The organism is Parvularcula oceani, from assembly GCF_000733125.1.
Lineage (GTDB): Bacteria > Pseudomonadota > Alphaproteobacteria > Caulobacterales > Parvularculaceae > Parvularcula > Parvularcula oceani.
Genome location: NZ_JPHU01000020.1, coordinates 1 through 20104 on the forward strand (window position 1 = coordinate 1; position 20104 = coordinate 20104).

The following is a 20104-nucleotide window of genomic DNA, read 5'->3' on the forward strand; positions in this document are numbered from 1 at the left end:
TCGCCGGCCAGGCGCAGCGGTCCCTCGTCACCGCCCGCACCATCGATCGGCGCCGCGCGGCGCTCGCCGACGAGGCCTTGCCAGCCGCGCGTGCGGCCGCCGACGCGGCCCGGACAGGTTACCGGGCAGGCAAGTTCGACCTGACGACCGCGCTCGACGCCCAAGCGACGTTCATCGGCGTGCAGCGCGCCGTCATCGTTGCCGGCTTCGCTGCCAGGGACGCCGAAACGGACGTCCGGGCCCTCGCGGCGCTGCCGCCCTTCTCACCTACTTTCTGTCAGGAGACGGACCGATGACCGTGCTCAGAACTGCATCCGCGATCGCCCTCCTCGCTGCCCTGGCCGCCTGCGGCGACGGCAACTCTCAGGAACCGGAGGCCGAGACCGAAGCGATCACCGTACAAGGGGCCAAGGGAGACCACGAGGAAGGCGGGGACGAGGTCGAGATTGACCAAGCCGACGCCGCCGCACTGGGCATTAAGGTCGAACGGGCAAGCCTCTCCGCGCTCGGACAGCGGACCGACCTGCCCGCTAAGATCACCTTTGCCGCCGACCGGATCGCCTACCTCGCCCCCCGCGTCGACGGCGTAGTTCGCTCGCTGGAAGCGACCGAAGGAGATTTCGTTGAGGCGGGTGAGGTCCTTGCCGTGCTCGACAGCGGACGGCTCGCGACCCTCATGGCCGACTATCAGGGCGCTCGCGCCGCCGAACGCTTCGCCGACTCGACGCTCGCGCGAGAGCGCGACCTGCTTGCCCAGGGGATCACCTCGCAAGCTGAGTTCGCCGAAGCGGAACAGGAAGCCGCGATGGCCGATGCCCGGCGCGAGGCGGCCGAGACGGCGCTTCACGCCGCGGGCGTCGATCACGACCAGATCGAAACGTTGCGGAACGGTCCTGACGGGGCAGCGGGACGATACCGCATAACCTCGCCGATCGCGGGAAGGGTCATCGAGCGGACACTGAGCTTGGGGCAATCGGTCCAATCCGGCACCGAAGGCGGCCAGCCGGCCTTCGTGATCGCCGACGACAGCGTCGTCTGGGCAGACGTGCAGGTCTACGCCGCCGATCTCGGACGGATCGAACAGGGCGCCGGGGTCATCCTTAAAGACGAGAACGGCGGGCAGATCGTTACCGGCGAGGTCGCCTTCGTTACGCCGCAGCTGACCGAAGGCTCGCGAACCGCCACTGCTCGGGTGATACTTCCAAACGAAGAGGGTGTCTTACGTCCCGGTCAACTGCTTACGGCAAGCATCGAGACCGGAGGACGACAACAGGCCCTCATGGTGCCGAAGGCGGCAGTCGTCATCGTCGAAGGCCGCGAAGCCGTCTTCGTCCCAACAGATCGAGGTTTCGGTCAGACAGCCGTGGAGACAGGAAGGCAAGTCGGCGACCGAGTCGAGATCGTCTCCGGTCTGAAACCTGGCCAACCCTTCGTGTCTGCCGGGACGTTCACGCTCAAGGCAGACCTGGAGAAGGACACCTTCGGCGGCGATGACGACTGACATCCACGCTCCGCTGTCTTCGCTCCATCAGGACACCATCATGCAGAACTTCTTCTACCGCGTGGCAGGCGGCCGGCTTCTCGCCGGGCTCGCCGCCGTCGCGATCACCATCGCCGGCATCTGGGCCTTCCGCTCCCTGCCCGTCGACGCCTTCCCGGACGTGACGCCCTCCCTCGTCCAGGTCTTCACCGAGACCGAGGGCCTCGCCCCCGAGGAGGTCGAGCGCTACGTCACCTATCCGCTGGAGACCTCCATGTCGGGCCTGCCGAACGTCGACGAGATCCGCTCGGTCTCCAACTTCGGCCTCTCCGTCCTCAACATCTACTTCGAGGACGGCACGGACGTGTACTTCGCCCGTCAGGTCGTCGGCGAGCGGCTTGCCGAGGCGCGCGAGGCGATCCCCGAGGGCTTCGGCGAGCCGCAGATGGGCCCGATCAGCACCGGCCTCGGCATCATCCTCTACTACCAGCTCGTCGACGACACCGGCGAGCGCAGCCTGATCGAGATGCGCGAGATCCAGGACTGGCTGATCAAGTACCAGCTTCAGTCCGTGCCCGGCGTGACCGAGGTTCTGTCGCTCGGCGGCTACGAGAAGCAGTACCAGGTCCGCATCCGGCCGGACGCCCTCCTGCGCTACGATGTCGCCGTCGGCGACGTGGTGGATGCACTGGAGGCGGGGAACCGCACCGCCGGCGCGCAGTACCTGGAGGTCGACTCCGAGCAGTACGTCGTGCGCGGCATCGGCTTGGCTGAGGACATCCCCGACCTCGGCGCCGCGATCCTGAAAACCGTGGACGGTACCCCCGTGCGCGTCGCCGACGTGGCCGACATCGCGATCGGCGGCGGGGTCCGCCAGGGCCTCGCCACGGCGGACGGCCAGGGGGAGGTCGTCGCAGGCATCGTCCTCAAGCTCTACGGCACCAACACGTCCGACGTCATCGACCGGGCGAAGGCGCGCTTCGCCGAGATCAACGAGACGCTGCCCGACGGCGTGCGCGCGGTCGCCTACTACGACCAGGCGACGCTCGTGAACGCCGCGTCGTCGACGGTCACGACCGCCCTGTGGCAGGGCGCTCTGCTCGTCGCCGTCCTCATCTTCGCCTTCCTGGGCGGTTGGCGGCCGAGCCTCGTCGTCGTGTTGTCTATCCCGTTCTCGGTCGGCTTCGCCTTCTTGGGCATGAAGCTGCTCGGCGTCTCCGCCAACCTCATGTCGCTGGGCGGGGTCGCCATCGCCATCGGCATGATGGTCGACGGCGCCATCGTCATCGCGGAGAACGTGGACCGCGTGCTGCGTGAGCGGCCGGACGAGGACCGGCGCACGGCCGTGGCCGAGGCCGTGACGGAGGTGATCGGCCCGCTCTTAGCGGCCGTGGCCGTCGTCATCGTCGTCTTCCTACCTCTCTTCGCGCTGCAGGGCGTCGAGGGGAAGACGTTCCGACCGCTCGCCGCGTCGGCCGCGCTCGCTATGACCGGCTCGCTGATCTACGCCGGGCTGATCGCGCCCGCCATCGCGGGCTGGGTCATGCAGCCCAAGCGCGGGAGCCGCACGGACGACGAGGGCCGTGTCGGACGCTTGATCCGTCCCTACGCCGCCTTCTTCGTCAGGCGCCGCAGCGCGGCGCTGGGCCTGGCGGCCGTCATCCTCGTGCTCGGCGCGCTGGTCTTCCCGCGCTTGGGGTCGGAGTTCACGCCAACGCTCGAGGAGGGAGACATCCTCCTGCGGACGACCATGGCGCCATCAATCTCGCTGACGGAAGCCCAAGCGACCATGACGCGGGTCGAGCGTCGCATCTTGGACGCCTTTCCCGAGGTGGATCGTGTCGTCACGAGGATCGGCCGAGGCGAGGTCGGCGCGCATGCAGACCCGACCAACAGCGGAGAGAGCTTCCTCGCCTTGAAGCCGAAGGACGAGTGGCGGGAGGGCATGTCGCCCGACGACCTGCGCGCCGCGCTGTCCGAGGAGCTGGAGGACTTCCCCGGCATCCTCGTCAACGTCAGCCAGCCCATCGCTATGTCGGTCGACGAGCTTTTGACCGGCACCAAGGCCGAGCTGGCCGTCAAGATCTTCGGTCCCGACACGGACGAGCTGATCGCGGCAGCGGGCGCGTTGCAGGGTATCCTGCAGGACGTGCCCGGCGCCGCCGACGTGCAGATGGACCAGGTGACGGGCGCGCCGCAGCTGCAGATCGACCTGGACCGGCAGGCGCTGTCCCGCTTCGGCATCACGGTCGACCAGGCCTTGTCGACCGTTCGTGCCGCCATCGGCGGTGAGCAAGCGGGCACCCTCTTCGAGGGCGTTCGGCAGTTTCCGATCGTGGTCCGCTACGAGGAGGCCTCGCGCGACACGCCCGAAGCAGTGAGGCGCTTGGTCATCGAGGCGCCGGGCGGCGCCCTCGTCCCGCTGGAGGCCGTCGCCGACGTCCGCCAGGTCGTCGGGCCCCGCCAGATCACGCGCCGAGGACGGACAGCGCTTCATCACGGTCCAGGCCAACGTGCGGGGCCGCGACATCGGCTCCTTCGTCGAAGAAGCGCAAGGCTTGACGGCGGAGCGGCTCGACTTGGAGCCCGGCTACCGCGTCGTCTGGGGCGGTCAGTTCGAGCTGCAGCAGCAGGCGAACAAGCGCTTCGCCGTGGTCATCCCGATCACACTCGGCATCGTTCTTCTGATCCTGCTCGTCACCTTCGGGCGGCTCAAGTCGGCGCTCCTGATCCTCCTCAACATCCCGCTGGCCCTCGTGGGCGGCGCGATCGCGCTGTGGATCGTCGGGCTGCCGGTCTCGGTTCCTGCCACCGTCGGCTTCATCGCGCTGTTCGGGATCGCGCTCGGCAACGGCATGGTGCTGGTGAGCTACCTCGACCGCTTCGCGCGGGAGGGGCGGCCGCTGGACGCGCTTGCCGTCGACGGGGCGGTGCTGCGCGCGCGGCCCGTCCTGATGACGGCGCTGACCACGGCGCTCGGTCTCGGCCCGCTCCTCTTCGCCAGCGGCGTCGGCGCGGAAGTGCAACGGCCGCTCGCGACGGTTGTGGTCGGCGGCCTCGTCACCTCCACCGTGCTGACGCTGCTCGTCCTGCCGGCACTGCATCGATGGTTCGCGCCGAAGCCGACGGAGGACAATAGTCGAACCCGGCTCGGCCCGGCGCCTCTGCGGACGGCGAACGCCTGAGGAGGCAGACATGGGACAAGGACACGATCACGGCGTCAGCGCCACGGCGAGCAACGAGAGGAAGATCGCCATCGCCGCCGTGCTGACCGGCAGCTTCATGTTGGCCGAGGTCTTCGGCGGCATAGTATCCGGCTCGCTCGCCCTCATCGCTGATGCCGGTCACATGCTGACCGACTTCGCCTCCCTCCTGCTCGCCTGGGGGGCGATCCGTCTCTCGCGGCGACCGGCGACCTGGAAGCGCAGCTACGGCTACGACCGCTTCTCGGTGCTCGCCGCCTTCGTGAACGGGCTGTCACTGTTCCTGATCGCGGCGTGGATCTTCTACGAGGCGGTCAAGCGGTTCCGCGAGCCCGTCGAGGTCTTGGGCGGGCTCATGTTCTGGGTCGCCGTCGCCGGGCTCGCGGTGAACATCGTCGCCTTCTGGATGCTGACCCGAGGCGAGGGCTCGAACCTCAACGTCCGCGCCGCCGCGCTGCACGTGCTGGGCGACCTCCTGGGCTCGGTCGGCGCGATCGTCGCCTCGATCGTCATCATGCTGACCGGCTGGATGCCGATCGACCCGATCCTGTCGGTCTTCGTCACGGCGTTGATCCTGAGAGCCGCCTACCGAGTGGTGAAGGAGAGCGCGAGCATCCTTCTGGAGAGCGCTCCGGAAGGATTGGAGGCGGAGAAGATCAAGGCCGCGATCCTCGAGGGCGTCCCCGGCGTGACGGAAGTGCGGCACATCCACGCCTGGTCCATCACCGAAGAGCGGCCGATGCTGACGCTTGAGATCGACGCGGAGGCGGGCACGGAGCACCGCGCCATGCGCGAGGCGGTGAAGGCCTTGCTGCACGAGCGGTTCGACGTCGATCACGTCACCGCCGAGATCGACGTGACGGAAGGTCAGGGAGCCGGCGCCCGGCTCGGCCCGGCCTGATGGGAATCCTCGATGCTGGACAGGTCCAGCACCTCTACGATCGTCGCGCGGGTCACTACGACGCCCTGACCTTGGCGTTCCGCGCGCTTGGCTTCGGTCGCCATCAGAGTCGGCTGGTGGCGGAACTGGGCCTGTCCGAAGGTGCGACGGTGGTCGACCTGTGCTGCGGCACAGGCGTGAACTTGGAGGAACTCTCGTCAGCCGTCGGGTCGCGAGGCGCCGTCATCGGCGTAGACCTCTCCGAAGGGATGCTCTCTGAAGCGAGAGAGCGAGTGCGCGCCGCCGGTCTCGCCAACGTCCAACTCGTTCAGGCCGACGTGAGGGACTATCAGCTCCCTGACGAGGCTGCGGCGGTGCTCTCCACCTTCGGTCTCGAGATGGTGCCTGCCTACGATGAGGTGATCGAGGGGTTGGCCGAGCGCCTACCTGTCGGCGGTCGAGTTGGCCTTCTCGGGCTGAAGCATCCGGAAGGCTGGCCGGACTGGCTCGTCGAGGCTGGCGTTGTCGCGACGAAGCCGTTCGGGGTGAGCAGGGACTACGAGGACTTCAGGCCTTGGACCGCAGCCGACCAGCATTTCGATAGGCGCTCGTTCCGTGAACACCTCTTGGGCGCTGCCTACAGCTACGTCGGCGAGAAGGCACAGGGCCTGACCTCTCTCGGAAATGGCGAGCCATGATCGTACTCTGGTTCGCCCTCCTCGGAGTCTCACTCTGGGCAGCGCACTGGGGCGCGGAGCAGGCGGCAGCCGTCCTGAAGAAGGCACGCGCTCAGCTCCGCATCTCCGCCGTCGCAGGCGGGGCGCTCGTCGGCCTGGCCTCGGCATCCCCCGAGGTCGGCATCAACCTGGTCAGCGCGATCCAAGGTGTCGGCGACATCGGGCTCGGTGTGGCCTTCGGCAGCAACGTCATCGCTATCCCGCTGATGGTCGCGACCGGTTACGTCGCGACGCGGAAGAAGGAGTTGCCCGGCCACGAAGGTCACGTCCGGCACCGCGATCAGAAGATGATCGCCGTCTCGGAAGAAGCGATCATCGTTCACGCCGTACCCAACACGCTCGTCGTGCTTCTGGTCGGCCTCCTCGTCCTGCCGCCGCCTTGGCAGGGCTTGCAGCCGATCGACGCCGCCATCATCGGACCGGCCTACCTCGCCTACCTCGCCAACGCTGCGTTCCGGAACCGGCCCGACCGCGAGGACGTCTCCTGGGAACGCAAGGAGGTCATGCTTGCCGTCGCCGGCATCGTCGCGATCGCGGTCAGCACCTACCTCGCGGTGACGGCGACCGAGCGCATCGTCGAGGCGCTTGGCATCCCGCTCATCGTCGGCGGGCTGCTCGTCACCGCGCCGGTCGCGACCCTGCCGGAGGTGTTCGCGACGTGGAAGGTCACGCGGCGCGGCGAGGTGGACGCAGGCATCACCAGCACGCTGGGCGACAACTCGGTGACGATGACCCTCGCCCTCGTCCCGCCGGCGCTCGTCGGGCTCAGCTTGCAGGACGTACCGCTGACCGCCCTTTCCGTCGTCTTCGCTGCGTTCATGCCGGCCTACTACGCGGTCGCGATCAAGCGAACGAAGGACGCAACTGGCACGGCAGGGTTCAGGCGGGGGCAGCTATACGCCTTCGGAGGCGCCTTGTTCGTCTACCTCGTCGCCGCACTCATTTTGGGGCTAAGATGACCATGCCGAACAGGACCATCTTCACCGTTCCCGGCATGGACTGTCCGTCCGAGGAGCAAGCGATCCGAATGCGGCTCGCGGACGTGCAAAGCGTTCAGGACCTTCGCTTCGATCTCGATGCGCGCCAGGTACAGGTATGGCACGAGGGCGAGGTCGCGCCGGTCGCCGAGGCGATGCGGACGCTCGGCATGGGTGCAAAGCAGGCGGGCGAGACGGAGGCCGACACGCCGCTACCAGAAGCTGAAGACGCACGCCAGCGCGGCCCCCTCGCCATCGCTCTCGCCATCAATGCCGCCTTCTTCGTCGGCGAGCTGGCGGCGGGCCTGATCGCGGACTCGATGGGCCTCGTCGCGGACTCGCTCGACATGCTGGCCGACGCGCTCGTCTACGCCCTCAGCCTCGCGGCCGTCGGCGGCACGGCGCTGCGCAAGAAGCGCCTCGCCCGGTCCAGCGGCTACCTGCAGCTCGGCCTGGCGCTGTTCGGACTGATCGAGGTTGTCCGCCGCTTCGTCACGGGGGACGAGCTGCCGGGCGTGACCGTGATGATCGTCGTCGCGACCCTAGCGCTGATCGGCAACGTCGTCACTCTCCTCGTGCTTAGGAAGGCCGGTCGCGGCGAGGCGCACGTCGAGGCGAGCTGGATCTTCACCTCCAATGACATCAAGGTGAACGGCCTCGTCATCGCCTCGGCGCTCATCGTCTGGGCGACGGGCGCGGCTTGGCCGGATCTGCTCGCGGGCGCCTTCATCTTCATCGTCGTCGCGAACGGCGCGCGGCGAATCTTGAAGCTGTAACGGCGAGGTCGAACGCAGACACGAATTGACCCTGACCGTCCTGGACGCGCAGCTAGTCCCAAGTGCCTATGGTCTGGTTCGAACTCAGCGCGTCGATGACAGGACAGTCCGGTACGTCGCCAAGCGCGCAGGCGTCGGCGGCGCTCGCAAGCGTCCGTTCCAGCGACCGCAAGTTCTCGATACGCTGCCGAACGCTGTCTAGGTGCCGGATAGCGACCTCGTGGACCTCGGCGCATGACGGCGGGCCATCCTCAAGCCCGAGAAGGGAACGCACGTCCTCTAAGGGGAAGCCAAGCTCGCGCCCGCGTTTGATGAACCGCAAGCGAGCGATATGCGCCGAGCCGTAGCGGCGATGCCCGCTCTGAGTTCGGTCGGGCATCGGCATGATCCCGATCCGTTCGTAGTAGCGGATGGTCTCCACCTTCACGCCTGTCCGCTCGGCAAGGCGTCCGATGGGTAAGCCGTCCTGCATCGCCGCCTCGGTCAGATGGGGGTTGAACCTGTAGTGGCTACAGGTCGTACAGGCGATGGGATGGAAACGACAGATCCCGAACGAAGCGGCCGAAGCGACGGCGGCGCGGCAGCGTCCAGCGGCATCGTGGCTGGCGTCCTGGCTGCTGTCGGCGCGTCGTGCTGCGTGCTGCCGCTGGTGCTGATCCAGCTCGGCGTCGGCGCGGCGCTCGCCGGAAGCCTGACCGTGCTCGCTCCGCTCCGCCCCTGGTTCCTGCTCGCGGCGGTCGGCCTTCTCGGTTGGGCGGCGTTCCGCGCATTCCGGGGTGGGCGGCCCAGGATGCGTGTCATCGTCCTTCTGACGCTCGGCACCGCCGTCCTTGCCGCCGCCCTCATCCTCCCCGCCTTCGAGCGCGACCTCCTGCGGTGGGCCCAGACCCTGTGACCGAGGCCCCATGACCGACATCAAACTGACCTCGACGCTGACCTGCCCGTCCTGCGGGCACCGGAGCACGGACGAGATGCCGATCGACGCCTGCCAGTTCTTCTACGACTGCAAGGGCTGCGGGGTGGTCCTGCGCCCGAACAAGGGCGGTTGCTGCGTCTACTGCTCGTTCGGCGACACGCCCTGCCCCCCAATCCAGGAAGGAAGCTGTTGTGCCTGAGAAGTTCGGCCTCGTCGTCATCGGCGTCGGCATGGCGGGCCTGAACGCCGCGAAGAAGTGCGTCAACGCCGGCCTGTCCGTCGCCGTCGTCGACGAGCGGCCCTACGGCGGCACCTGCGCGTTGCGAGGGTGCGACCCGAAGAAGATGTTGCGGCGGGGAGCGGAGGTCGTGGAGGCGGCGCGCCTGATGGCAGGGAAAGGCATCGGCGATACCCCTCGCATCGAATGGGCCGATCTCATGGCGCACAAGCGCTCCTTCACCGATCCCGTCCCCAAGAAGATGGAGGGCAGCCTGGACGAGGCAGGCGTCGTCACGCTGCACGGAGCGGTCCAGTTCGTGGGGCCGGCGGCGTTGCAGATCGGCGAGCGAGAAGTCGAAGCCGCGAAAGTCCTGGTCGCGACCGGGCAGCGACCTCGGTCTCTCGACGTTCCCGGCGCCGAACACCTGACGGACTCGACGGAGTTCTTGGAGCTGGAAGAGCTGCCTCGCCGCATCCTCTTCGTCGGCGGCGGCTACGTCTCGATGGAGTTCGCGCACATCGCCGCGCGGGCCGGGGCGTCCGTCACCGTCGCGGATCGGGGCAAGCGGCCATTGAAGGCATTCGATCCCGACCTCGTCGACCGGCTCGTCGAAAGCTCGAAGGAAGCAGGCATCGACTTCGCCTTCGGCGCGTCGCTCGCGAAGGTCGAACGGCGTGGGGGCGGTCTCGTCGCGACTTTGGACCGGGACCGAGGGAGCATCGAGATCGAGGCCGACCTGGTCGTCAACGGCGCGGGACGCGTGCCGGAGATCGGGCACTTGAACTTGGAAGCGGCTGACGTCGCGCACGGGGATGGACGCATCACGGTGACCGAGCACCTGCGTTCGACAACGAACCCGAACGTCTACGCCGCAGGCGACTGCGCCGCGACGGACGGGCTGCCGCTCACCCCTGTCGCCGTGCACGAGGGTGCGGTCGCCGCGTCGAACGTCCTGAAGGGCGATCACCGGACGGCGGACTACGCGGGCGTGCCGAGCGTGGCCTTCACCCTGCCCGAGATCGTGCGGATCGGCATGTCCGAGGAGGACGCCCGCCAGTCAGACCGCGACGTGGACGTCCGCTTCAACGAAACGTCCGCCTGGTACTCGAACCAGAGGATCGGCGCGAAGGTCGGCGCGACGAAGGTGATCGTGGACAAGACGACGGACGAACTGCTCGGCGTTCACCTGTTCGGCTACGGACAAGCGGAGGTCGCGAACCTGTTCGCGCTGGCCATGCGTTCCGGACTGAAAGCTGCGAACCTTCGGCGCATGCAGAGCGCCTACCCGACGCACGGCTCGGATGTGAGTTCTATGCTAGGCTGACGCAAGGCGGCGACCGAACGGACTGGGGCTCGTACTGCCTCATTTCTCTGCAGAACCTGAAGCCTATCCTGGTGAAAATGCCTGGCAAACAGGGTCGCTTCGCGACGCTGAGGGTTTGGGTCCTATCGTCAGGGCCGCTGCGCGGCACTCGTGCCAGGAAGGCGCCGCGCTGACGCGCGGTCTGCTAGCCGCGTCAGCGGCTTCCAAAATGAAACCTCGTGCTTTGCCGGTCCGACGCTTTCGTTTACCATTCGATCGAGGGCTTCCTCGCCCTCCCCGTATGGCGGTGACACTTCTATTTTGCGGTTAAGCTGTCAGTTCTAACTGGGAGCAACAGTCGATTGTATGCCGGGAAGTCTGCCGGTGCGCTATTTCAGCTGGCTGTCCTTGCTGCCGCGCCGGTTGAAGTTCGAATGGCGCACGGCGGCATCGCGTCCGGACTGGCATGCGATGCAGGTCCTGACGCCCGGCAAGGCCTCGCGCCGACGCTGCGGGATCGGCTCGCCGCATTCATCGCATTCGGTCGCGCTCTCGCCGCGCGCCATGCGCGCCCGCGCCGCCTCGACCGCATCCGAGACGGTGTCGTCGATCTGATCCTGCACCGCGCCGTCGCGCGTCCATCCTCCGGCCATGGGTGTTCCTGCATCTGCGAGCTTCTGAAGATGGGCAAAAACTCCGCGGCTTCAACGCCTGAAAGCCTGCTCGGGATGGTTCGGGCGGCCTGACGGTGACGGGTCGCCCGCGAACGCTTGCCATCGCTGCGCCGCACAGCTAACCCGATTGAGAACGGTTCGCATTCTTAAGACTATCGCGCCGAGCCATCCCACGGAGCCGAACGAGAAATGTTTTCCCTTTTGAGCACGGCGCTGGCCGCGAATGGCGCTCTGACCGCGACCATCGAGATCCCGCGCCTCGCGGTCGCCGAATATCACCGGCCCTATACCGCGATCTGGATCCAGACGCCGCGCGGCGCGCCGGAAGCGAATCTCGCGGTATGGTACGACACCGAGCTCCGCGACGATGAAGGCGAGACCTGGCTCAAGGACCTCCGCCAGTGGTGGCGCCGCGTCGGGCGGAGCGCCGACCTGCCGATCGACGGCGTCAGCGGGCCGACTCGCGCGCCCGGCACGCATGAGGTGACGCTGGCAGCGGACGATCCGCGCCTGCAGAGCCTGGAGCCCGGCGAGTATGAGCTGGTCTTCGAGGCGGCGCGCGAGGTGGGCGGCCGCGAGCTTCTGACCATCCCCTTCACATGGCCGGCGACCGAGCCGCTCAGCCTGAGCGCCGAAGGCGAGCGGGAGCTGGGCATGGTCGGCCTGAGCCTGAACCCGTGAAACCCATCGAAACGAGGACTTCCATCATGCGCAGATCGCTTCTTGCCGCAGCGGCCCTCCTTGCCGCTCTTCCGACCGCCGCCTCCGCCCATCGCGCCTGGCTCCTGCCTTCGGCGACCGTGCTTTCCGGCGATGAGGCCTGGGTGACGGTCGACGCCGCCATCGGCAATGAGCTGTTCTATTTCGACCATGTGGCGATGGGCCTCGACGGGGTGACCGTCACGGGACCGGGCGGCGAGGCATTGCCGCTGGCGAATGAGAGCCGGGGCAAGCTGCGCAGCACGTTCGATCTGCAACTCACCGAAGACGGCACCTACAAGATCGCCACCGGCGGCTCCGGCCTCTTCGCCTTCTACGAACTCGACGGAGAAGGCCGCCGCTGGCGCGGCACGCCGGAGGAGCTCGAAAGCGGCCTGCCCGACGGCGCGCAGAATGTCCGCGTGACGCAAAGCGACCGCCGCACCGAGACCTTCGTCACGCTCGGCGCGCCGAGCGAGGGCGTGCTGGCACCGGCCGGAAAAGGCCTGGAGGTCGACTATATCACGCATCCGAACGACCTCTTCTCGGGCGAGACGGCGACCTTCCGCCTGCTGATGGACGGCCAACCGATGGCGGGCGCCGAAGTGTCCGTCATCCCCGGCGGCAACCGCTATCGGGACATGCTGGGCGAGGAGACGGTCACCACGGCGGAAGACGGCACCTTCGAAATCGCCTTCGGCGAGCCCGGCATGTACTGGCTGAACGCCGAAGCCGAGGGCGAGGCCTCCCTGCCCCAGGCGCAGAGCCGCCGCGCAAGCTATGCGGCGACGCTCGAAGTCCTGCCGCAATAACGGTGAGCGGGACGCGTCGCGTAGGCTCGAGGCCAGCCGGCAGGGCGAAAGCCCATGCGCCCGGCTGGACGCAGAGCGCGTTCTGGAAGAGGCAGGCCCGGACCTGGCACTGGATGTCCGGTGCGGTCTGCCTTCTCGGCATGCTGTTCTTTTCGGCCACGGGCATCACGCTGAACCATGCCGGCGCGATCCCGGCCGACCCCCGCGTCGAGGAGCGCACGATCGCCCTGCCCCCGGCCCTGCTCGACGCCGTCTCGCCCGAGGCGCTGGGCGAGGAGCCTGCGGCCCTGCCCGAGGCGGTCGAGCGGCATGTGTCGCGGCAGCTTGGAGTGTCCCTGACGGGCAGGCCGGTCGAATGGTCCGAATACGATGCCTATGTCAGCCTCCCCCGGCCCGGAGGGGACGCCTGGCTGAGCCTCGACCGGGAGACCGGAGAGGTGCTTTACGAGGAGACGAGCCGCGGCGCGGTGTCCTATCTGAACGACCTGCACAAGGGGCGGAACACCGGCGCGGGCTGGCGGCTGTTCCTCGACCTCTTCGCCGTCGCTGCCATCCTGTTCAGCCTGACGGGGCTGTGGCTCCTCCAGATCAGCGCGAAGCGCAGGCCTTCGACCTGGCCGCTGACGGCGGCAGGACTGGCCGTGCCGGTCATGATCCTGCTCGTCTTCGTCCACTGACCATGACGACCGGTGCGGCCGGAGGCGCAGACCGCCTCGTTCTCGTTCCCTCCGGACCGCCACCCGCAGCGCCGCCGCGCGATGCGCCCGTCATCCGGGCCGGCGGCCGCACCATGGGAACGCGCTGGTCGGTCGCAGCCTGCGGCCCCGCCATCGACGAGAGGGCTATCGGCCGGGCTGCGGAGGGCGTCTTCTCGAAGATCTGCCGGGCGATGAGCCATTGGGACGAGGGATCGGAAATCTGCCGGTTCAACGCGGCCTCCGCAGGAACGCGCCACCGGCTGTCCGAAGACTTCTTCGCCGTCCTGACCGCCGCGGCCGACCTTGCCGAAGCGAGCGGAGGCGCCTTCGATCCCGGCCTTCTCGGCGCGAGCGCGGCCGCCGGCGCCGCGCCGCCCGGCACAGGGTCCGCGAGGGCCGAAGAGGAGCAAGGGCGCTGGCGACAGCTCGCGCTCGATCCGGAGGGCCGCTCCGCCATGCAGCCAGGGGGGCTACGCCTCGACCTGTCCGGCATCGCGAAGGGGCATGCCGTCGACCGCCTGTGCGAAGCCGTGCTCGCGGCGGGCGCGGACACCGTGCTGGCCGAGATCGGCGGCGAATTCGCAGGCTACGGCCTCAAGCCGGATCTCTCGCCCTGGTGGGTGGCAGCGGAAGCGGGCGGCGCGGCGGGCGCCGTCGCGGCCCTGCATAAAGGCGCCCTCGCGACATCGGGCGGCGTCCGCCGCAACGCGGCGGGCACGCAGCGCCGCATCTCGCACGTCGTTCCGGCGAGCGGCGCCGAAGGCAATGACCTCATCGTCACCGTTCTGCATGAGACCTGTTCTGCCGCCGATGGCTGGGCGAGCGGCGCTCGCCGCCGCTGGAGATGGGGCGCGGGCTCTCGCCGAGCGGTGCGGCATCGCGGCGCTTATCCTGCCTGGCGGCGCGGAGCGCCCGCTCCTCACTCCGGCGGCACGGGCGTTCACCGAAGGCTGAGAACCGGAAAGGCCCCGCCGCGCGCTGCGCCGCAGAGCCCGCAATGCTCCAGTCTTCCCTTGCCCGGCCCCCGATGACGGGGCAACGATGCGCCAAGATGAGGGGATATGGCCATGCAGCTGTCTCGACGGGCGGTCCTTGGGGGCAGTGTCGCGGTGTCGGCTCTTCTGGGGACGAAGGCGGCAGCGACGGCCGAGAGCCCGGCTCGGCGGACGGGTGTCGACCCGGCCCTCGGCGCGCTCTTGTCCCGCCAGCTGCACGAACGGCTTCTTCATGACCCGCAGAGCCTGACTTCGCTGGGCCTCGACACGGGATCGCTGGCATGGGCGCGGAGCCGGCTGACGCAGACGGGACCTGAGGCGGAGGCGGCGGCGCGGCAGCGTCTGGCGCAGCATCATGCAGAGCTTGCGGCTTTCGACACTGCGCGCCTGTCGGAGGCGGACCGGCGCCTTTACGACGCTTCGTGGTTCAAGCTGGATTCGCTGCACAGGCTGAGCCGGCGATTTCCCTTCGGGACCACGCGCGGCCCCTATTTCACGCCCTATATCGTCACCCAGCTGACCGGCGCCTGGTACGAGGTTCCGGCCCTTCTGGACGAGGCGCATCCCGTCGAGACCCGCGCGGATGCCGAGGCCTATCTCGCCCGTCTGTCGGCCTTCGCCAATATCCTCGACGGAGAGACCGCGCGGATTGCGCAGGATGCGGAGCGCGGCATCGTCCCGCCCGATTTCATGCTCGCGCGGACGGCCAGCGGCATCGAGGCGATGGCGAAGACCCCGGCGGAGGAGTCTGGCCTCGTCCGGTCCCTCGGCGAGCGCGCCGCGCGGCAGGGCCTTGGCGGCTTCGAGAAGCGGGCCGCGAGAATTTTCGATCGCGCGGTCAGCCCCGCCCTCCTCCGCCAGGCCGGGAAGCTGCGCAGCCTCCTCGAGGGCGCGCGCCACGATGCGGGGTGCTATGCGCTGCCGCAGGGCGAGGAAATCTACCGTCTCGGGCTGCTCGACAACACGACCCGGCCGCTTTAGGGTGCGCAGGTGCACGCGCTCGGCCTCGCCGAAGTGGCCGCCATACACCAGGAACTCGAGCCCCTGCTCGCGGACCTCGGCCTGACCGAAGGCGGGATCGGCGCCCGGATCGCGGCCATGACCGAAGATCGCGCGCATGCCTTTCCGGATACGGATGCGGGCCGCGCCAGCCTCCTCGCCTATGTCCGCACCCTCGTGGCGGATATCTCGGATCGCCTGCCGGAAGCGTTTCACCGGACGCCCGGAACGCCGCTCGTCGTCCAGCCGGTCCCGCAGGAGATCGCGGCCGGCGCGCCGGGAGGCTATTATACGCCCGCGCCGCTCGAAGGGTCGCGCCCCGCCACCTATTCGATCAATCTCGAACACATTGCGAGCTGGCCTCGCTGGGCCCTGCCGCCTCTGACCCATCACGAGGCGATGCCGGGCCACCACCTCCAGATCGGGACCTTGCGGGAGGGGGGCGATATCCCCCTCTACCAGCGGCTTCTCGGTTTCACGGCCTATTCCGAGGGCTGGGCGCTCTATGCCGAGAAGCTGGCGCGGGAACTCGGCGCATACGGCGACGACAAGGCGGGGCTGGTCGGGCAGCTGCAAAGCCAGCTCTTCCGGGCGGTCAGGCTGGTCGTCGATTCCGGCATCCACCACGAGCGGTGGAGCCACGAGCAGGCCATCCGCTACATGATCGAGAATGCCGGCAAGACCGAAGCGACGGCAGTCCGCGAGATCGAGCGCTACGCCGTCTGGCCGGGCAATGCCTGCGCCTACAAGGTCGGCGAGATCACGATGTCCAAGCTGCGCCGCGATGCCGAAGAGGCGCTCGGCGATGCCTTCGACCTACGCGACTTCCATGACGTCATCCTGTCGTCGGGGCCCGTGCCTCTGCCGGTTCTGGAACGGGCGGTCACGGCCCATGTCGCGGCGGAGCGCGGTTGAGGAGCCCTATCGCTCCGCGTCCGGCAGGCGGACGACCGAGGGGTCGCGTTCCCCCGTGAGCGCCCAGGAGATGAGCGAGAGCGGGATCACGCCCTCGTCTTCGAGTTCGTCCATGAAGCGCTTCAGGGAATAGCTCTCGCCGCGCATATGGCGGTAATCCATCAGCAGGCGGTCCATCATGGCGGCGCCGGTGAGATAGCTCGTGCCGTAGCCGGGCTGACGCAGGTAGAGCTGCTGCTCGAAGCCGAGAAGCGACAGGTCCGGGCTCATCCAGCCGCGGGGCGTCCATTCGACGTGAAAATCGGACGCTTCCTTCATCGTGAATTCGTTGGCATGCGCATAGAGAGAGGCGAGGCCCCGCGCCGCCCTCTGGGCCTGCATGATCCAGACGACCTCGCGGGCGCGCGGATTGTCGTCGTAGAACCCGGCATGGAGCATCATCTCCTCCATGCCCGTCGCAAGGCCTTCCGCCCGGCTGTCGAAGATATTGTAGAGGAGCGGCTCACGCCGGACCGTCCGCTCATGCGGGTCGTTCTTGATCCGGTCGAGATCGAACCAATGATGGAAATGGGGCCACAGCGCTTCGGGCGCGGAGTGGGTGACGCGGTCGAAGAAGTGACGCTCTTCTTCGGGGACGAATGAGCCGATGCGTTCGAGGAGGACCGGCTCGTGGCGCGGCGTGACCGTGACGATGTCGGCCTCGTCAAGGAAGCGGATATAGGCCCGCGCCGTGTCGGTGGCCCGCTGCCGATAGTCTTCGGGGGTCGCGACCGGATCGAGGGGCGGCAGGTCGCGGTTGCGATGCTCCTCCAGCGCCAGCGCCGCATGCGCGCGGGCCAGCTCGCGCTTCATCAGCGTGACCTCGTCTTCCCAGCTATAGGGCACGAGGCGCACGTTCCGCAGGTACCAGCTGTAATTGTCCTTGCCGATGCCCGAGGGGCCGGATTTTGACCTGCCCTCCTCCGCCAGCCACGCCGCGAAATCATCGGTGGAGGCGACCGCCTCGTCGATGGCGGCGAGAAGCGTTCCGTGCTCGGGCGGGACCTCCGCTCGCAGGTCTCTGAGATCGCGCGCCTGCTCCTTGAGGGTCTCGGTGCCCGCCAGCCACAGGTCCCGCGCATCGCCGGTCAGGTTGCGGCGGGCCTGCGCGTTGAGCGGGGCGATCACCGCCAGCTCGCGCTCGAGGCGCGCGGCATCCCCGTCCGAGAGCGGCATCTCGTACTGCCACAGCTCGACGACGGCGGCATGGGTGGGACCCTCATGGGCGGGCGTATCGCTTTCATAGGTCCAGACGGACTTGTAGAAGGCGGGGTCCCGCGCCCAGGGCCGCAGGACCTCGAGATTGAACTCGAGGCCGTTCATCTCCGCGCGGAGGATATTCCAGTCCACCAGGTCGGCGCGGCTCCACCCGGTCGTGTCCAGCGCCTTCAGCCGCTCTTTCATCGCGGGCAGGCCCGCCTGCTTCGCCGCCATCGCTTCGGCGGAGTAATTGGGCACGCCGTCGTCAAATTCCGGCGCCTCGAAGGCCCTCCAGTCCTCGAAGAGGGCCACGAGTTCCGCAGGGCCGTTTCTTGGTGAAGCCTGGAACCCGCTCATGACGACGACTCCGGTCAGCAAAAGGAGAATTCTGAATAGCATGCCGTGCTGCCCCCACGATAGCAGGCGCTGCCCATCGGTGACGCGCCGCGAAGGAAGCGTAGGAAACCGGTCGGGGTTTCACAACGGTCTTGTTCGTGGAGAGAACCAGTGTTCGCAGATCGGCGCGCGGCATTCTGCCCGAGGTTGTGTCATGCCGACGCTTCGCCGCGTTGACGAGAGCCCGATCGCGCTCCTACCTTACGCGCCCGAGCAGGTATGACTCTCTCCCCAGCCACATTTCCGGAGCGACGAACGTGACGACGCCAGTCAAGCTCGATGCCGAGTCGAGGGAATATGTGACATCGTTCGCCCGCGGGCTCGAGGTCATCCGCGCGTTCACCCGTTCGCGGCCGCGCATGACGCTGAGCGAGGTGGCCAACGCGACCGGCATGACGCGGGCGACGGCCCGCCGTTTTCTTCTGACCCTGGTGGTCGAGGAATATGTCGCTTTCGACGGCAAGCATTACAGCCTCCAGCCCAAGGTGCTCCAGCTCGGCTATTCCGCCCTCTCCTCCATGGAGTTGTGGGAGGTCGCGGCGCCGGTGCTGCAATCGCTCGCCGACCGCCTCCAGGAAACCTGCCTGACCTGCGTCCTTCACGGGGCCAATGTCATCTATACCGCCAAGGCCATGTCCCAGCGGCTCGTGAATATCGGCATCACGGTCGGCAGCAGCGCGCCGGCGCATTGCGTATCCTCGGGGCGGGTCATGCTCTCCGCCCTGCCCGAAGAGGAACTCGACGCCTATCTCGATGCGCTCGAGATCCAGGTTTTCACGCCCAACACCACCACCTCGAAGGTGAAGCTGCGCAGCGAGATCGAGAAGGCGCGGGGGCAGGGCTGGGCAATCGTCGATCAGGAGATGGAGCTGGGCCTGCGCTCGGTCTCCGTGCCGATCCGCGACATTCACGGCGCGGTCGTGGCGGCGCTCAACATCCCCTGCCCCACATCGCGGCTGACCATGGAAGACATCAAGACCAAGATCGTGGCGGAGATGCTCACCGCCTCGCATGAGATCACGCAGGGCCTGAAGCAGGGCATGTAGCCCTCACCTCGTCCCGATCACCTCTTGCAGGCGGTCCGCGCTCGCCCCGCGAGCCCAGTCGCATGCAAGCTCCCCTAGGCGCGGCCCGGCGGTCAGGCCGAGCCAAGGCGCGGAGAGCGCGAGCAAGCCAGCCACGGGCTCTTCGGCGACCGGCATCCAGCTGTCATTGCCGTTCACCTCATGCGCCCAGGCGCGGGCGACCTCGAGGCTGGCGATCTCGGGAACCAGATCGGCGGCGAGGTCCCGATTGGCGCGTCCCGCCTCGGCGTCGACCGACACGGAGCCGTCCGCGGCTCTCTTCGCCGCCCAGCCGCCGCCGATGACCACCGATCCGTCCGCGCGCTGTTTCAGGGTCAGCCTGTCGGACGCGGAATAGATGAGCTGACCGATCAGCGGGCGCGTGGGGGCCGTCTCCTGCAACTGGATCGGGAAGCCGCCCATCGGAAGGTCGTGACCGAGGGCGCAGAGGCTCGCGCCGGTCGCGTTGATGACGCGGCGGGCCCGCACCTCGCTCTTCGCCGTGCGGACACGGAAGGCCTTCCCGTCAGGCAAGACCGAGGCGACGGCTTCGCCATAGCGGAATTCCGCCCCGGCGGCGCCGGCCGCCGCGGCGAAGCGGTCCAGAGCCAGCGCGGGATCGCAATCCGCCTCGCCTGCCGTAAAGGCCGCGCCCCGCAGGCCGGGCCGCAGGCGCGGCGCCCGCTCATAGAGCGTGTCGGCATCCAGAAGCTCGACATCGAGGCCGGCGGCGCGCTCGACCCCTGCCTTCCGCCGCACGACCTGCATCTCTTGGGGTGTCGATGCGACGAGGAGCGCGCCGATGGTCCTGAAGCCGACCGGACCGACCAGCGCCTCGGCTGAGCGCCATGCCTCCACGGCGGAGCGGTAGAAGGGAATGAGCGCGGCGAAGCGTTCGGACCAGGCCCGCGGCCTGTCGCGGAACGGGGCGAAGGGAATCTGGAGGTGAAGGTTGCCGGCGCTGTGCGCGGTGCTCCCGCAGCCAGGAGCGCCCGCTTCCAGCACCACCACGCCGAACCCTGCGCGCGCGAGGTGGAAAGCCGCCGAACATCCCGTGATGCCGGCGCCGATTATGGCCAGATCGGCCGTCCCGCTCTCCAACGGATCCATGCGGAGCGTCT

Annotated in this window: 17 protein-coding genes and 3 pseudogenes; 16 read left to right on the forward strand and 4 right to left on the reverse strand. The window is 68.2% G+C overall.

All coding sequences use genetic code 11. The annotated features are described in order from the left end of the window. The 7 genes and pseudogenes from IE88_RS18440 to IE88_RS0115330 all read left to right on the forward strand — a co-directional run. Nucleotides 1-296, forward strand: a pseudogene (locus tag IE88_RS18440) (hypothetical protein); the annotation flags it as partial. Further along, nucleotides 293-1501, forward strand: a complete 1209-nt coding sequence (locus IE88_RS0115305; protein ID WP_036767495.1) for an efflux RND transporter periplasmic adaptor subunit — start codon at nt 293-295, stop codon at nt 1499-1501. The pseudogene IE88_RS18440 and the gene IE88_RS0115305, both read left to right, overlap by 4 nt. A gap of 40 nt (nt 1502-1541) precedes the next feature. Further along, nucleotides 1542-4665, forward strand: a pseudogene (locus tag IE88_RS16835) (efflux RND transporter permease subunit). 10 nt (nt 4666-4675) lie between these two features. After that, the gene (locus IE88_RS0115315; RefSeq protein WP_051882358.1) at nt 4676-5584 is read left to right on the forward strand and encodes a cation diffusion facilitator family transporter; all 909 of its coding nucleotides are present in this window, start codon (nt 4676-4678) and stop codon (nt 5582-5584) included. After that, nucleotides 5584-6261 carry a class I SAM-dependent methyltransferase gene (locus tag IE88_RS0115320; RefSeq protein ID WP_051882359.1) on the forward strand — a complete coding sequence of 226 codons (678 nt, stop codon included), beginning with the start codon at nt 5584-5586 and terminating at the stop codon, nt 6259-6261. The genes IE88_RS0115315 and IE88_RS0115320 overlap by 1 nt, the downstream gene beginning before the upstream one ends. Continuing rightward, nucleotides 6258-7259, forward strand: coding sequence for a hypothetical protein (locus IE88_RS0115325; RefSeq protein WP_031556216.1), 1002 nt, complete (start codon nt 6258-6260; stop codon nt 7257-7259). Before IE88_RS0115320 ends, IE88_RS0115325 begins: the two co-directional genes overlap by 4 nt. A 2-nt stretch (nt 7260-7261) precedes the next feature. Then, the gene (locus tag IE88_RS0115330) at nt 7262-8053 is read left to right on the forward strand and encodes a cation efflux transmembrane domain-containing protein (protein WP_031556218.1); all 792 of its coding nucleotides are present in this window, start codon (nt 7262-7264) and stop codon (nt 8051-8053) included. Between the two features lie 52 nt (nt 8054-8105). Here IE88_RS0115330 and IE88_RS0115335 read toward each other — a convergent pair whose 3' ends face one another. Beyond that, the gene (locus tag IE88_RS0115335) at nt 8106-8525 is read right to left on the reverse strand and encodes a MerR family transcriptional regulator (protein WP_031556220.1); all 420 of its coding nucleotides are present in this window, start codon (nt 8523-8525) and stop codon (nt 8106-8108) included. A gap of 60 nt (nt 8526-8585) precedes the next feature. On the opposite strand from IE88_RS0115335, the gene IE88_RS17650 reads away from it, so the two are divergent. The 3 genes from IE88_RS17650 to IE88_RS0115350 are packed head-to-tail and all read left to right on the forward strand — an operon-like array spanning nt 8586 to nt 10513. Continuing rightward, the gene (locus IE88_RS17650; RefSeq protein WP_051882360.1) at nt 8586-8948 is read left to right on the forward strand and encodes a mercuric transporter MerT family protein; all 363 of its coding nucleotides are present in this window, start codon (nt 8586-8588) and stop codon (nt 8946-8948) included. Between the two features lie 10 nt (nt 8949-8958). After that, a complete protein-coding gene (locus IE88_RS0115345) occupies nt 8959-9168 on the forward strand; it encodes a GDCCVxC domain-containing (seleno)protein (protein ID WP_031556225.1) in 210 nt (69 codons plus the stop codon). Further along, on the forward strand, nt 9161-10513 hold the full coding sequence (locus IE88_RS0115350; RefSeq protein WP_031556226.1) for a dihydrolipoyl dehydrogenase family protein: 1353 nt from the start codon (nt 9161-9163) through the stop codon (nt 10511-10513). The genes IE88_RS0115345 and IE88_RS0115350 overlap by 8 nt, the downstream gene beginning before the upstream one ends. A 368-nt stretch (nt 10514-10881) precedes the next feature. Here the strand turns inward: IE88_RS0115350 and IE88_RS0115355 are convergent, their stop codons facing one another. Then, entirely contained in the window at nt 10882-11145 is a 264-nt protein-coding gene (locus IE88_RS0115355) for a DksA/TraR family C4-type zinc finger protein (RefSeq protein ID WP_031556227.1), read from the reverse strand. Nucleotides 11146-11355: 210 nt separating this feature from the next. On the opposite strand from IE88_RS0115355, the gene IE88_RS0115360 reads away from it, so the two are divergent. The 5 genes and pseudogenes from IE88_RS0115360 (at nt 11356) to IE88_RS18745 (ending at nt 16284) form a co-directional block, all read left to right on the forward strand. Next, nucleotides 11356-11847, forward strand: coding sequence for a DUF2271 domain-containing protein (locus IE88_RS0115360; protein ID WP_031556228.1), 492 nt, complete (start codon nt 11356-11358; stop codon nt 11845-11847). Between the two features lie 26 nt (nt 11848-11873). Continuing rightward, complete coding sequence (locus IE88_RS0115365; protein ID WP_031556229.1) at nt 11874-12677, forward strand: DUF4198 domain-containing protein; 804 nt, start codon at nt 11874-11876, stop codon at nt 12675-12677. 2 nt (nt 12678-12679) lie between these two features. Further along, nucleotides 12680-13354 carry a PepSY-associated TM helix domain-containing protein gene (locus tag IE88_RS0115370; protein WP_036767496.1) on the forward strand — a complete coding sequence of 225 codons (675 nt, stop codon included), beginning with the start codon at nt 12680-12682 and terminating at the stop codon, nt 13352-13354. A 2-nt stretch (nt 13355-13356) separates the two neighbouring features. After that, nucleotides 13357-14406: an FAD:protein FMN transferase gene (locus IE88_RS16845; RefSeq protein WP_051882362.1), complete on the forward strand. Its 1050-nt coding sequence runs from the start codon at nt 13357-13359 to the stop codon at nt 14404-14406. A 36-nt stretch (nt 14407-14442) separates the two neighbouring features. Further along, nucleotides 14443-16284 (forward strand): annotated as a pseudogene (locus IE88_RS18745) (DUF885 domain-containing protein). 6 nt (nt 16285-16290) lie between these two features. On the opposite strand, the gene IE88_RS0115385 reads toward IE88_RS18745, so the two are convergent. Then, the gene (locus IE88_RS0115385; RefSeq protein WP_202900525.1) at nt 16291-17880 is read right to left on the reverse strand and encodes a DUF885 family protein; all 1590 of its coding nucleotides are present in this window, start codon (nt 17878-17880) and stop codon (nt 16291-16293) included. A gap of 296 nt (nt 17881-18176) precedes the next feature. Between IE88_RS0115385 and IE88_RS0115390 the strand changes: the two genes are divergently transcribed. Next, nucleotides 18177-18965: an IclR family transcriptional regulator domain-containing protein gene (locus IE88_RS0115390; protein ID WP_031556235.1), complete on the forward strand. Its 789-nt coding sequence runs from the start codon at nt 18177-18179 to the stop codon at nt 18963-18965. 3 nt (nt 18966-18968) lie between these two features. On the opposite strand, the gene IE88_RS0115395 is transcribed toward IE88_RS0115390, so the two are convergent. Next, nucleotides 18969-20093, reverse strand: coding sequence for an NAD(P)/FAD-dependent oxidoreductase (locus IE88_RS0115395; protein WP_031556237.1), 1125 nt, complete (start codon nt 20091-20093; stop codon nt 18969-18971). Nucleotides 20094-20104: the final 11 nt, after the last annotated feature.